Origin of the sequence: Brachyspira pilosicoli, assembly GCF_019402445.1 — a bacterium.
GTDB classification, from domain to species: Bacteria; Spirochaetota; Brachyspiria; order Brachyspirales; family Brachyspiraceae; genus Brachyspira; species Brachyspira pilosicoli_B.
The window spans coordinates 1-14,775 of the sequence record NZ_SRZM01000119.1 but is presented as its reverse complement, the minus strand read 5'-3'; the positions used below and the strand labels follow the sequence as shown (position 1 = coordinate 14,775).

Sequence of the window (14,775 nt, the reverse complement as noted above, 5' to 3'; positions counted from 1 at the left end):
GCATAAAAGTCAATGAGAAATTATTATATAATTTTTAGTTATTAAAAAAAATATTTTTTGTTTTTTCATATTAATGCGATAATATAAAATATAGTTTATTATAATAATTATTTTGTAATGTGTAAAAAACATTGATTTTATTATAAAATACTATAAAATTAAAACATCTAAATTTTAAAGGGCGGTATATTTATGAAAGTAAGTAAATACATGGTTTCACCTTCCGTACCAAAAGAATTAGAGCCATTGATGGAGATAACTAAAAACTTTTGGTGGTGTTGGAATCAGAAAGCAATTAATTTGTTGAGGAACATAGATATTGATAACTGGGATAAAAAAGACCATAATCCTATAAGACTTTTAGGAGAATCTTCACAAGAATGTTTCGATACTATGCTTCATGATGATGCGGCTATGATGAACTTAGCTGAAGTTTATGATGAGTTTAAGACATATATGAATCAAGAAACTTGGTATGATAATTTAGATGATTCTCAAAAAACTAAAAATGAAAAGATTGCATATTTTTCTTTTGAATATGGCTTGCATGAATCTTTGCCAAATTACTCTGGTGGTTTAGGAATATTATCTGGAGACCATTTGAAGTCTGCTAGTGATTTAGGTTTGCCTTTTGTTGCTGTTGGACTTTTATATAGAAAAGGTTATTTTAGACAATATTTAAATGCTGATGGTTGGCAGCAGGAATATGATATAGAAAATGACTTCTTCAATTTGGCATTAGAAAAAGTATTAGATAAAAACGGCGAAACAATGAAAGTTGACGTTGATTTGCCTGGAAGAAAAGTTTATGCTCAAATTTGGAAGGCTAATGTTGGAAGAATAGAGCTTTATTATTTGGATGCTAATATAGAAGAAAATAGTGTAGAAGACAGAGATATTACAGCTCAACTTTATGGCGGTAATTTAGAGACTAGAATACAGCAAGAGATACTTCTTGGTATTGGAGGTATTAAAGCATTAAACAAACTTGGCATTAAACCTACTATTTATCATATGAATGAAGGACATAGTGCTTTTCTTTCTTTAGAGAGAATGAGACAGCTTATGGAAAACAATCATCTTGATAAGAATGCTGCAAGAGAGGTTGTTTATAGTTCTAACGTATTTACAACACATACACCTGTACCTGCTGGTAACGATGTATTTCCTATGGATATGGTACAGAAATATTTTAGCGAATATGTTAAACATATTGGCATGTCTATGGATGAGTTTTTAAGACTTGGAAGAATTAACCCTGATGACAATAAAGAAAATTTCTGTATGACAGTTTTAGCACTTAATTTGTCTGCTGAAAATAACGGCGTAAGCTTGCTTCATGGTCATGTTTCAAGAGCTATGTGGAAAGATATATGGAAAGGAGTTCCAGAAGATGAGCTTCCTATTGATGCTATTACTAATGGTATTCATACATTAAGCTGGATTTCTTTTGATATGCAAAACTTATTAGATAGATATTTAGGTCCTCGTTGGAGAACTAAGCCTTTAGAGCATGAGGTTTGGGAAAGAGTACAAAGAATACCTGATGCTGAACTTTGGAAAACTCATGAGAGAAGAAAAGAGAGATTAATTGATTTCTGCAGAACTAGATTAAAATCTCAAATTACAAATAGAGGCTTTACAAAAAATGAAATAGAGCATGCTGACCAAATATTATCGCCTGATGCTTTAACTATTGGTTTTGCGAGGAGATTTGCTACATATAAAAGAGGAACTTTATTATTTAGAGATTTAGATAGATTAAAGAAGATATTGAGCAATAAAGATAAACCAGTACAGATAATATTTGCTGGTAAGGCACATCCTCATGACAATGGCGGTAAAGAGCTTATTAGAGAGATATCTGAAATCTGTAGAAGAGAAGATTTTAGAGACCATATAGTATTTTTAGAGGATTATGATATTAATGTAGCAAGATATATGGTTCAGGGGGTTGATGTATGGCTTAATAACCCAAGAAGACCATTAGAAGCTAGCGGTACAAGTGGCATGAAAGTTCCGCCTAATGGTGGTTTGAATTTCAGCGTATTAGATGGTTGGTGGGACGAGGCTTATGATGCTCAAAATGGTTGGGCTATTGGTAATAGAGAGCAGTATTCAGATTTAGAGTATCAAGATGATGTTGAAAGTAAAGCTATATATAATGTATTAGAAAATGAGATTATTCCTCTTTATTATAATAACAGAGGAAGAGATGATATACCTCGTGAATGGGTTGCTGCTATGAAATGGAGTATGCAAACTGTTTGTCCTGTGTTCTCTACAAATAGAATGGTTGCTGATTATTATAATAAGTTCTATAATAAAGCAAGCAAAAGATATTTGCATATGATTAAAAATGACTTTGAAAAGCCTAAAGCATTAAAAGAATGGAAACAAAATATATATGATAAATGGTCTAAGGTTTCTTTTGAAAATACTATTTCTGAAATGCCTTCAAGAAATTTAAAAGTTGGAAGCAAATTTGAAATAAAAACTATAGTAAATCTTGGAGATATAGCACCTGATTCTGTGAGAGTTGAGCTTTATTATGGTAAATTAAGCATGAAAGAAGAGATTATAGAGCCTTCTATAATTGAAATGAAACATTCTGCTGATTTAGGTAATGGAAGACATTCATTTAGCGGAGCTTTAGTATGTAACAATAGCGGACAGAGCGGTTTTGCTATAAGAATGTACCCATACAATAAAGATTTGAGTTACAAATTTGATATGAAGCTTATTATTTGGAGCTAATATTATTTTGATTTAGATATCAAAGGGTTTAACTTAAATATTAAGTTGAGCCCTTTTTTATTTGTATATGCTAAAGAATTGTATTTTGTTAAATCTGTATTTTTTTGAAAACTTATATTAGATTTTTATTGTAACGAAAACTTTTTGAATATTTAGTATGATTTGCAAAAGTACAATTTTTTAAGAAACTTATGAATTTATTAGTGTATATTAATTTATTATTTTTTATGAGGATAAAAATATGTTGGCTGTATTTGTTAATATGATTACTGTTTTTATTGGTTCTATTGTTGGAATAATATTTAAAAATAATTTATCAAAAAAATATGAGAGAGTTGTATTTATTTCTGCAGGTATTATATCTTTAACTATAGGTATTTCTATGGCTATTATTACTGAGCATATACTTATATTTGCTATATCTATTATGCTTGGAGGGCTTACGGGTACTATGCTTTCTATAGAAGAGAAAATTGAATCTTTTGGTAAAATTATAAAAAAGACTTTTTCATTTAAAGATAATGTGGGGAATTTTAGTTTAGGTTTTTTAACATCATCAATACTTTTTTGTTCTGGTTCTATGGCGATAGTAGGTTCTTTTCAGGCGGGTACTAACGGCAATTATGATTTAATATTTACTAAGAGTGTGATAGACGGTTTTGTTGCTATATTTATGACAACAGTTTATGGTATAGGGGTTGCTTTTTCTGTGATTAGTATATTTGTTTATCAGGGAGCTTTAACTTTGCTTTCTTCTTTTTTAGAGCCTTATGTTTCTCAAACTATGCTTAATGAGGTTTCTGCTGTTGGAGGTGCTACTGTTATGATGATAGGGCTTAATCTTTTAAATATCACAAAAATTAAAACTGGGGATTTTTTGCCTGCTTTGATTTATGCTATTTTTTTGGTGTTAGTTATACCATATATTTCTTTTTTATGATATAATTAAAATATTACCATTTTTTACTAGGATTATTTATGAATACTATTTTAAAAGATTATTTGGAATATGCTAAAGAAAAGTCAAATATAGATGAAGTTCAAGATACAAAATTAATTAAAAAAAATGAAAAGTTTTTAAAATTAAAAGAATTAGAGCATTCTGATGATATGCCTAAAATATGTAAAGAGCTTTCTCTTTCACTTAATGATATGGATATATTAAAATCTTTTAGTGTTTCTAATTTTATTGCACATTCATTTTATCATGATGATAATATTGATGAAGAGATTGGCAAAAGAATAATAGATTTATTTTACAAAAATATTTATTATGCCTGCAAATATATAAATGACGCTGCCTTAGCATACAACATAGATGAAGATGATTTAACAACTGATGATATAGAGAATTTAGATATTGATATAATGTATAGAATAGATTATGAGGCACTTGCTGCTTTTACTGGCATTGATACTATGATACCTGCAATTATGACTTTAACATGCGGCAATCTTAATCTCCGTGAGTATTTTAGAAGTTTAGAGCCTACTGAATATATAGAGTATATAGAAACTTATATTCCTAGTATGAGATATTTACATGTTGGAATTGATGCTTCATTAAAAACAAAAATACTTGTACTTTCTCCAAAAGTTGAGAGAGGATTTTTTATTGAAACTGCTGACACTAATAATTGCTTTCATTTAATTACGCTTCTTGAAAATGAGATTTACAATAAAAAGTTATTAAAGAGATATGGAATAGACAATTTTGAGTATAATGACTTGGTTTATAAAGTGGCAAGAGGTGAAGAATATTCTCAAGAGATTATTGAAACAACAGCTCATCAGCAATACTATACAATATATGCTTTACAAAGTGACGGTTCGTACAAAATAGAAGATGATAATGGAGAGCTTGATTTGGATAATATTTTGCATAGCGATATTTCTCCAGAGGATATACCGCAAATTGAAGGCACTCCTATTATTATAATGGACAGTGAAGGCATGTGGACTAAGCCTATAAAGTGGGATAATAGTTATTTTACAAAGCTTCATCAGAAGTTAAACCCATATGTTAATATATTAGACGATATTACAGACGAAGAATATAAATCTTGGATAGAGAAGATAAAGAAGTTTAATAATGGATAATATTTATTTTATAATAATAAATATTATCTAATAATTCTTTATTTCTTAGAATTATTTTAATTTTCCAATTATAAAAAAAATATATTAAAATATAGTATATATAATATTGTAACTATAACTTATTATATTTAATGGGTTTCATCTGTACATAATGATAATATTTTATATACTCTATCTATTTTAGATTTACAAAAAAGCATTCTAAATTTTGAATTTCTTCCTTCAATATCTACACTATATAGTTTATCAGATTCATACATTTTTAATATTTGAAAATAATGTTTTAATTTATCATCTTTATTAAGAGGGTGAATATTTCTTGATTGTAATTTTTCATTAGATGAAAAATCTTTTAAAGTTTTTAAGATATCCTTTTCTCTACCTTTTATTTTATCATCAATATTACAATGTTGTAAACAAATATATTTATAATCTATTTTTTCAACAATTTTTGGAGTTTTTAGTTTTTCTTTGATTTTTATATTATTTTTATTCTTTTCTTTCATGGTTTATTCATTATCGAATTCTATTGTCTTTTTAAAATAATCTTTCATAGAATCTATAGTAATTATATTATCATAGTTATTATTATATGCTGTTTTCCAAGGAGTTTCTGAATGTGTTTTAGTAACCAATTCTAAACCGCTTAAATCGCCATAATGTTCAAGAACCATATCAATAGTTTCTCTTTCATCTTCTTTAGATATGCAAGTATTTTTATCATTAATGTTATCAAGACATATAATATCAAGCCCATGACTTTTATATTCATTATAAACATTAATTACAACAGGTCCATATTGTAATGCTTCTATTTCATCATCAAAAATAGTAGTGTCTTTTCTAGCTAAATGAATACCTTGACAATAATACAATAACTTTTGTAATTTTAAATTATCTACAGGTATTAAACCTATTATATATTCAGCTAAATCTAATGCTTTGCACATACAACACTCCATTAAAAATTATTTTTAATATATTAAATATAATACAATAATTAATAATAATCAATCATAAAACTAATATTATTAGCATTATAATAAAAATAAAATTCTAATTAATAAGATTCTTCACTTCGTCCCAGCTTAGTTTATTAATATCACCCATTGAATCGCCTACTACTGTATCTATAAGCACTCTTTTTTTGTTTTGAAGCTCTAAAATCTTCTCTTCTATTGTGCCTCTTGTTACTAGTTTATAATTAGTTACCACTCTTTTTTGACCTATTCTATATGCTCTGTCTGTGGCCTGGTCTTCAACTGCAGGATTCCACCATAAATCATAATGTATAACTGTGTCTGCCTGTGTGAGGGTTAGTCCTGTGCCTGCTGCTTTTAGGCTAAGTAAAAATATAGGAGCTTCTCCTGCATTAAATCTATGCACTAAATCCATTCTGTTTTTTGTGGTGCCGTCTAAATAAAGATAATTTATATTGAGCTTGTTAAACGCATCTCTCATAATATTAAGCATTCTTGTAAAAGAGCTAAATACTAATACGCTATGCCCGCCTGATATAGCCTCTCTAATCATCTCTATAAACATATTAAACTTACCGCTTGTATGACTCTCTCCTCTTAAATCTTGATGCATTAGTCTTGGATGGCAGCAAACTTGTCTTAGCCTTGTGAGAGCTGAAAATATTTCTATATGAGATTGAGCAAAACCTTTTCTTTTTACCGTTTCAAATATCTCTATTCTTGCAGCTTCAAGTATTGACATATAAAGCTCTTTTTGGTCTTTAGTTAAATCGCAGTAATTTACAACTGTGTGTTTTGGAGGCAAATCTTTAAGTACATCTGTTTTAAGTCTTCTTAATATAAAAGGTGCTATTCTTGTTTTAAGATTATCTAAAGCCTCATTTGAAGTTTCTAAGCCTGATAAAATAGGAGCTTCATAATCTTCAATAAAGTCTTTATGTTTGCCCAAAAAACCCGGCATTAAAAAATCAAACATAGACCACATTTCACTTATGCTGTTTTCTATAGGCGTACCGCTTAATGCGAGTCTTTTTAATGATTTTAGGCTTTTTACTGTTTTTGCATTTTGTGTATTGGCGTTTTTTATATGCTGTGCTTCATCTAGTATCACATAATTAAACTCATTTTCGCTAAGTGCTTTTACATCTCTTCTTAAAGTAGAGTAGGATATTATAGCTACATCATAATTGCTCACAGCCCTAATCTTTTTCATTCTTGATTTTAAGCTTCCTGTTAAAACTATTGCTTCAAGAGATGGAGCAAACTTTTTTATTTCATAATACCAGTTGGCAACGCATGAAGTTGGTGCTATTATTAAAGAAGTGAGTTTCTCTCCGTTTTCTTTTTCTTTTAATATTGTTGCTATAGTCTGAAAACTTTTTCCAAGACCCATATCATCTGCAAGTATGCCGTTTAATGACATATCTGCAAGTTTTCTAAGCCATTTATATCCTATAAGCTGATAATTTCTAAACTCTCCTACTATGTTTTTTGGAGGCTCTTCATCATAATCAACTCTTTTTATATTTGATATTGTTTCTATTGCACTATCATCTAAATCTAATTCTATACCGCTATGTTTTTCAAGCATATCAGCAAAGTATGGAGCACTAAACATTGGAAGTAAGTATCTATTATCTTCATCATTTTCTATAGGGTTATCTTTAAGCATTTTAGCTATATAATCAATAACCTCTAAATCTATTGGCACAAATGAACCATTTTGAAGCCTTATATATTCTTTGTTTTCTACTTTTACCGCTTTTATAATATCTGATAAATCATGTATCTCTTTAACTCCTTCAAATGAAAAATTAATCTCAAAGAAGTTAATGTCTTTAGTGAGTGATACTTTCATTTTAAGAGGTTTTACATTTAGTTTAAGAGATTTGAAAGATTCACTGTAAAAACAAGTCCAGCCTTTATCCTGAAGCATAGGTAAAATTTTATAGCATAAATAAAATATCTTCTCATCATCTGATGAAGCAAAAGTATAATCTCCAACCTTATCCAAATATTTAGATAAAGTATTACAAAAATATTCCTCTTTTTCTTTATCTCTATATATTTCATTTACCTCATTATCAAACATATTGCTGCTTGTAAATTTATTAGTATAAGGATCAACCGTAAAAGAACCATATTTGAATTTTATAGTAGAAAATACATTGCTTCCATCATAGTCCAAGAATAATAATGCCTGTGCAGGGAATGCTAATATTTCATTTTCTTTTATGTTTTCAGGAAGTTCTATATGGAAATCTTTTTTTAAGTTTGGAAGCACCCTTGAACAAAAATCTTTAATATATGCTCTATTAACAGTTATAGGCTTTTTAAATATGTGTTTTTTTATCTTTGGGTATGATGGATTAGTTTCATAAAAAATATCTTTGTAGAGTATATAATCGCAATTCTCTCCAAATGTATAAACCTTGTTAAGCTCTACATCTTTTATATTTATATCCAATATTAAATCTTTGTTTTCATTGTAGTATGTTTCTATAATAATATTTAATACTTCATCACTGAATGTTATAACCTTGCTTTCTAATCTAATATTGGCTACTTCTTTAAGCATCGTTAAACATTGATAAGCATTATAATCTTTGAACCACAATTTGCCGTTTTCTTGATTTTGTAAAGCATCAGCATATAAGTTGTTTAAAAACCTTATTAGTTTAGCTTCTCCTCTGCCAAAATCCTCTAATTCTATTCTATATTCTTCATCTTCTATTTTTTGTTTATCGCCTGTAACGCAAGAAAATAAAAAACTCTCAAGCTCTACGATTCTTAATTGCTTTTTTTTCTCTATGTCTATAAGTTTAAGTGAAAGCCCTAAACTCTTTTCATTTCCTTCACCGCGTAATGACAATAATACTGATATACTGAAATATTCTCTATATAAATTATCTCTATAATTATCCATTAGAGGTGCACGCGTGTAGTAGAGCCAGTTTTGCCTTTCATCGTTTATTATTTTTACATCTTTTATGTTAAAATTAGTATTATCTTCCTCATTGTTGCTATAATCTAAAAGGGTATCAGATTTTTCGTTATTTTCTTTAATATCTTTCTTTTTTAATTTTTCTGCCATTTTTTAGATTTTATCCTTTAAATATAGCCTAAATACTATTTTTATATACATTAAAATATTGACTATTCATCATAATAGAATTATAAAAAAAGTCAAGTTTTATGATATTTTATTATTTACTCTTATTATTCTCATAATTTACAAAATTAAATAATATATGTTATAGTAATTATATATAAAAGTTATGATTAATAAAAAATTATGATTGCAAAATTTATTTTTCATTTTATAATTTTAATTAACATAATATTTATTTGGATAAACTAATGCTTAAAAAAATTATTGATAAAATAAAGTATTTTTATGCAGAGAAAAGGAAGTTATTTATTATAATATTATCTTCTTGGTTTGTATTTATTATATTAATAGGTGTTATTATAGGAGTAAATAAAAAGCCTGATATAGTTCCTTTAACGCCAGAAGAAGAAAATGCTATGATTTCTAATGATATTATAAAAAATGATGATAAAAAGATTATAGAAGGGGAGATGCTTTCAACAAAAAATAATTTGAGTTTTGAGGAATTAGAACGCTCAAGGAATTATGTGGAAAGCCGAAAAAATAAATAATAACTTTTAGGAGGAAGAAAAATATGCGTTTAAAGATATTTGCATGTGTATTTTCTTGTATTATGTTCACAGGGCTATTATTTGCTCAAGAAACAATAACAGTACAGCCAGACGATAAAGTGGTAACTAATGAAATGCCTGTCTCTGCTAAGGGAGAGCCTTTAGAAAAAGATTTACTTAAATCAATAGATTTGGCGGCTAATACTTTATTTTCTATTAAATTGAATGCTACTAATTTTGACAGATATATTCGTATTACAAGTTATTCTACAAATTTGGATTTTGTAAGATTTACTAGAGATAAAACTAATGCATTTCTTACTTTCACTACATTAACACCAGGCATAGCAAAACTTAATTTCCAAGTAGATACAGAAGAAAATATAATAAAAAGATATATATATACAATCAATGTAACTAACGGAGATGCTATAACAGACACTAATTCTACAATGTTTGATGCTGAGACTACCAATGAAGCACCTACTACAAACGATATGATAATGGATACAAACGAAACAGTTACAAATACAACTGATACAAACACAACAAATAATACAGCAGCTACAAACGCAACAGCAACAAATGCTAATAATGCTACACAACAGCAACAAACAGTAACTAAAACAACACCAAAAGAAGATAATTCTGAAGTTGCTTTATTATTTAAATCAGCAGAAGAGCTTAAAAATATGAAAGATTATGATAATGCTATAAGCTCTTATAATAATGTAATCTCTCAATATCCAGATTCAAAATATGCAGTTTATAGTTATTTTAGAGTAGGCGATATTTATAATTTGAAAAAAGATTATACTAATGCTTTTGATACATATAAAAAGGCTTCTGAGTTAAAAACTGCTAACAACAATCAAAAGGCGGCTGCTTTATACTCAATGGGTGTTGTGAGAAAAACTGAAAATAATAATCAAGAAGCTATGAAATATTTTAATGATGTTATAGCTAAATATCCTAATACTTATTCTTATGGAAATGCTGTATATGAAATTGCTGATAGTCTAAAGCAAATGGGTAAAATTTCTGACGGATTAAATATGCTAGAGAAATCATTGGCTTCAAAAGAGAAATTCTCTAAAAGAGCAGATGCAATGCTTCTTCTTGCAGAGATTTATGAAACAGGCAACAATAATGTAAGAGATTTTAATAAAGCTTATTTAACATATAATCAATATTTAAGCGAATACCCTAACACTTCAAAAACAAAATATGCTAATGATAGAAAAAACTTCTTATCAAGAAATGCTGTTAATATAAAATAAATAAATAATCTTTATATATATAAAAAAGCCATTTAAGAAGTAATTCTTATTTGGCTTTTTTTGTATATTTTTTATTGATATTTTTTATAGAATGTATTATATTTTATAAGAAAATAATATATTTATTTAAGAGTGTTTATGAAAAAAATTGTTATACTCTTTATACTAATATCTTCTTTAGCATATTCATTTCCATATAATATGTACACTGGAATGACAGGTGCACTTCGTTTGGGTGGCACTTTGTATTTAGATAATATGAGAATAGGAAATAAAAAATATACTTTATCAAGTCCTATTATGCTTAATTTTGGTATATTAAAAAATTTTGATATATTTGCAAGAGTACTTCCTCTTACTTATATTCCAGAAGTGGGTGTTGGTGTTGAAGGAGAGCCTCAATTTTCTATAATGCCTAGGTTTCAATTTTTTAATGGATTTATAGGGGCAGTTGAGGTATTATTCCCTGGTTCTTCAAAACAGAAATTTGGATTAAATCCTCAGATACACTATTTAATAGGGTTAGGCGACTTTTTAACAATGTACGCCAATTTGGAAGTGCCTATGTTTTTTGATGACCCGAGAGGTGTTGTTAATTATATAAGGCTTAAAACTGCTATTGGGGTTTATCCTGGTTCTTTATTTGGTTTTTCGCTTGCTGGTATATATCTTGAATATCATTTAGCTTATGACTTTTATAATAAAGCTATGTTGGGCTTAAATCATCTTGGGCTTGGTGTTTATTTGGTACTTAATAGTGATGCTAGTTTATCTATCAATTTTAGTCCTTATGTTGAACAGCTTGCTAGCGGATATTATTTTGGTATAGGTGCTTATATTTCTTATACTCTAGATTTTAATAAGTTTATTAGATAATAAAAAATCATTAATAATTTGGATAAACTAATGAAAAAGATTATATTATTAATTATTATATTTTCTTCTTATTTATGTGCAGCAAATAATGCTAAAGATATTGAAGGTTTTTGGCTTATGCCTGATAAACCTAAAGGAAGAATGAAAGTTGCTAAAATAATAGTAATTAATAATAAACTTTATGCCTATGCGATTGATTTTCAAGATGATGTTAAAACTACTCTTGATATTCATAACCCAGATAAAACTCTTAGAGATAAAGACCTTAGAGGACTTACATTTATTTATGATATAGAGTTTAAAAATGGTGAATGGCAAACTGGAAGAATATATCATACAGACCAAGGAAGCTCATATTACGCTAAAATTACTTTGTCTGATGATAAAAAATCATTATCTCTAAAAGCTTCATTAGATAAAGGCGGAGTAGTTGGTGCTAGTGTAAAATGGACAAGACTATCCGAAGAAGAAGCAAAAAAATATAATGATATACCTATTAGCAGTTTAAGAACAGTAGAAGGCAAACCTGTAAATTAATTATCTGTATCTTCAATAATCTCAGCATTCTTAAAATTGTATACACCAAAATTATCACATGTAACATTAATAAGTTTTGGGTTTTGCATAACTATGCTATTATAATAAAATATAGGTATAATAGCTGTATCTTCTATAGCAATTTTTTCTGCTGAATGCAAATATTGTATATCTTGAGTTGTTAAATAATTTCTTATATTCTCATCATATAAAGGGTTATAATATTTTCCCTCGTTTAGTACATAATCTTTTTGTAGTAATGATAAAAATGACATAGGGTGATTATAGCCTCCAGCCCAGCTGCGTCTTGCTATATCAAAATTACCTCTTCTCCTGGTTCTTATAAACTCATTATATGGTTTTGAAATAACTATAGTATCTATATTTAGGTTTTCTTTAAGCATCTTTTTTATTGCATTAGCTATTTCTAAATGAACACCATCATCAGTTAATAATTCTATTACAGGAAAATCATCTGAGTTTTCATATCCTGTTTCTTTTAATAAGTCTTTAGCTAGCTCTATATTGTTGCTATAATTTTCATCAGATAAATAGTTGTTTGTATCTTCTGCTCTAAAATCTTTATTATCATATTTTATATTATAAGGCACTATGGCTGATGCTACTATATCATCAGATTTTACTATATTTGTTATTATAAAGTTTCTGTCTATTGCTAATGATATTGCTTTTCTTACCATAGCATTTGAAAGCGGATTTACTCTATTATTTATTTCATAAAAATATAATGAAGTTTTTGCTGTATTTTTTGCTATATTTTTTTCAAATAATTCATCTTTTTTTTCTATAGGTATATTATTATAAAAATATAATTCATCTTTTTCTATTAAGCTTAGAGCCTCATTAGGGTCATTAATAAATTCAAAATTAATTATATCTGCTTTTATATTTGTATAATTCCAATAATCTGTATTTTTCCTTATAACAAGTCTATAATCATCTAGCCTCACAATCTGAAAAGCACCATTGCCAATCATAGTATCAACATTCAAAGACCAATTATTTTCATTTTTACTTACTATATCCTCTCTCAATGGAGTATAAGCACTATGACACACTAATTCATCAAAATATGGAAGAGGATATTCCAATTCAACATATAAAGTATCATTATCTAATGCCTTTACACCTAATTGTTCTTTATCCATATTTCCATTTATTATTTCATGAGCATTTTTTATATTCTCTAAATATACAGCAAGAGGCGACTGTGTTTTAGGATCAACAATTCTTCTCCATGCATATACAAAATCATCAGCTTTCAAATCTAATCCATCAGCCCATTTAGCATTTGTTCTTATATAAAAAATATATATAGTGTTGTTGTTTGATGATATCCATTTTTCTGCTGAGCCTGGTATTATATTTCCGTTTTCATCTTTTATGGTAAGGTTTTCAAATAGATGGTTTATATATATCATAGAGCTAATAGAAGAAGTTTTTGAAGGGTCCATTGTATTTGGTTTGCCTCCAACTGATACTGTTATTTCATTTAATATTTTTTTTGGCTCTTTGTGGCAGGATAATAATAAAATTGATGCCAAGATAATTAATATATTCAAAAATCTATTTATTTTCATAAAAAATCCAAAAAATAAAAATTATTATATTTACATATATCGAAAAAAAAGATAACTATATGATTAAAATATACTATTTTATTTATTATTTTCACAAATAAAAACAAATTTATTAAATATGTTTTGCATTTTTATATCATTTTCAGACATTAATTCTGGGTGCCATTGAAGAGCTAATATAAAATGATTTTTGTCTTTGTATTCTATAGCTTCTATGATACCATCATTAGCCTTTGCTGCGATATTAAAATCTTTAGCTACTTTTCCTATTGCCTGATGATGAAAACTATTAACTTCACTTTCTTCTCCCAATAAGTCATAAAGAATAGAAGTTTTATCTATTTTTATTTTGTGTGTTGCAACATCCGTTGGAGCAGTTTGAGAATGCAGTATATTGCTTTTGGTTTGAGATTCTATATCTTGAATCAAATCTCCGCCAAAATAAACATTAATAAGCTGTATACCTCTGCATATTCCTAAAATAGGTTTTTTCATTTTGAATGCATAATCGAGTAGTGTAAAATCAAACTCATCTCTTTCTTTTGATATAGTTCCGATTTTAGGATGAGGCTCTTGATTAAAATAGAATGGGTGAATATCAACTCCGCCTGTCATAATAACACCAGAAACATTTTCTAGCGTTTTTTTTATAATGTCTTTATCTTTTATTATTGGTATTATAACAGGTATTCCATTTGCTCTTACAACTGATTGTATATAAGAGTCGTTTGCAAATGATTTTTTAGTTCCATTATCGTTTAATATATTTCCAGATATTGCTATAATATTATTCATACTCAAAACCGTTTTTTATATTATATTCGAATTATTATATTTGTCAAACTTAAATATATTGTATAATTTAATATAAATATTTATATTATTGGTATATTAATATGCTTAATTCTTTCGTATTATTATACATATAATATTGAAATTTATCTTTCTATATACAATAACTTGACTAATAATAATTTTTTT

At 27.6% G+C, this 14,775-nt stretch carries 12 protein-coding genes; 7 read left to right on the top strand and 5 right to left on the bottom strand.

Translation table 11 applies throughout. The features are described from left to right. The first annotated feature begins 192 nt into the window (after nucleotides 1–192). The 3 genes from glgP (at nucleotide 193) to E6A48_RS04735 (ending at nucleotide 4,857) form a co-directional block, all read left to right on the top strand. Nucleotides 193–2,757: an alpha-glucan family phosphorylase gene (gene glgP, locus E6A48_RS04745; RefSeq protein ID WP_219708896.1), complete on the top strand. Its 2,565-nt coding sequence runs from the start codon at nucleotides 193–195 to the stop codon at nucleotides 2,755–2,757. Between the two features lie 241 nt (nucleotides 2,758–2,998). Further along, on the top strand, nucleotides 2,999–3,697 hold the full coding sequence (locus E6A48_RS04740; RefSeq protein ID WP_219708895.1) for a DUF554 domain-containing protein: 699 nt from the start codon (nucleotides 2,999–3,001) through the stop codon (nucleotides 3,695–3,697). 38 nt (nucleotides 3,698–3,735) lie between these two features. Then, nucleotides 3,736–4,857, top strand: a complete 1,122-nt coding sequence (locus E6A48_RS04735; protein ID WP_219708894.1) for a hypothetical protein — start codon at nucleotides 3,736–3,738, stop codon at nucleotides 4,855–4,857. A gap of 128 nt (nucleotides 4,858–4,985) precedes the next feature. On the opposite strand, the gene E6A48_RS04730 is transcribed toward E6A48_RS04735, so the two are convergent. The 3 genes from E6A48_RS04730 to E6A48_RS04720 all read right to left on the bottom strand — a co-directional run bounded on the left by E6A48_RS04730 (nucleotide 4,986) and on the right by E6A48_RS04720 (nucleotide 8,931). Continuing rightward, the gene (locus tag E6A48_RS04730) at nucleotides 4,986–5,363 is read right to left on the bottom strand and encodes a hypothetical protein (protein ID WP_219708893.1); all 378 of its coding nucleotides are present in this window, start codon (nucleotides 5,361–5,363) and stop codon (nucleotides 4,986–4,988) included. 3 nt (nucleotides 5,364–5,366) lie between these two features. Beyond that, nucleotides 5,367–5,807, bottom strand: coding sequence for a Panacea domain-containing protein (locus tag E6A48_RS04725; RefSeq protein WP_219708892.1), 441 nt, complete (start codon nucleotides 5,805–5,807; stop codon nucleotides 5,367–5,369). Between the two features lie 106 nt (nucleotides 5,808–5,913). Then, the gene (locus tag E6A48_RS04720) at nucleotides 5,914–8,931 is read right to left on the bottom strand and encodes a DEAD/DEAH box helicase (RefSeq protein WP_219708891.1); all 3,018 of its coding nucleotides are present in this window, start codon (nucleotides 8,929–8,931) and stop codon (nucleotides 5,914–5,916) included. A 266-nt stretch (nucleotides 8,932–9,197) separates the two neighbouring features. On the opposite strand from E6A48_RS04720, the gene E6A48_RS04715 reads away from it, so the two are divergent. From E6A48_RS04715 to E6A48_RS04700, 4 genes are all read left to right on the top strand, one after another. Then, nucleotides 9,198–9,500, top strand: a complete 303-nt coding sequence (locus tag E6A48_RS04715) for a hypothetical protein (protein WP_013243167.1) — start codon at nucleotides 9,198–9,200, stop codon at nucleotides 9,498–9,500. 23 nt (nucleotides 9,501–9,523) lie between these two features. Next, nucleotides 9,524–10,780: a tetratricopeptide repeat protein gene (locus E6A48_RS04710; RefSeq protein WP_219708890.1), complete on the top strand. Its 1,257-nt coding sequence runs from the start codon at nucleotides 9,524–9,526 to the stop codon at nucleotides 10,778–10,780. Nucleotides 10,781–10,918: 138 nt separating this feature from the next. Beyond that, complete coding sequence (locus E6A48_RS04705) at nucleotides 10,919–11,656, top strand: hypothetical protein (protein ID WP_219708889.1); 738 nt, start codon at nucleotides 10,919–10,921, stop codon at nucleotides 11,654–11,656. Between the two features lie 30 nt (nucleotides 11,657–11,686). Further along, nucleotides 11,687–12,193, top strand: coding sequence for a DUF2147 domain-containing protein (locus E6A48_RS04700; RefSeq protein WP_219708888.1), 507 nt, complete (start codon nucleotides 11,687–11,689; stop codon nucleotides 12,191–12,193). On the opposite strand, the gene E6A48_RS04695 is transcribed toward E6A48_RS04700, so the two are convergent. Then, nucleotides 12,190–13,794: a peptide ABC transporter substrate-binding protein gene (locus tag E6A48_RS04695; RefSeq protein WP_219708887.1), complete on the bottom strand. Its 1,605-nt coding sequence runs from the start codon at nucleotides 13,792–13,794 to the stop codon at nucleotides 12,190–12,192. The two genes, E6A48_RS04700 and E6A48_RS04695, sit on opposite strands and share 4 nt — an antisense overlap. A 78-nt stretch (nucleotides 13,795–13,872) precedes the next feature. Beyond that, the gene (locus tag E6A48_RS04690) at nucleotides 13,873–14,589 is read right to left on the bottom strand and encodes a gamma-glutamyl-gamma-aminobutyrate hydrolase family protein (protein WP_219708886.1); all 717 of its coding nucleotides are present in this window, start codon (nucleotides 14,587–14,589) and stop codon (nucleotides 13,873–13,875) included. Nucleotides 14,590–14,775 lie beyond the last annotated feature (186 nt).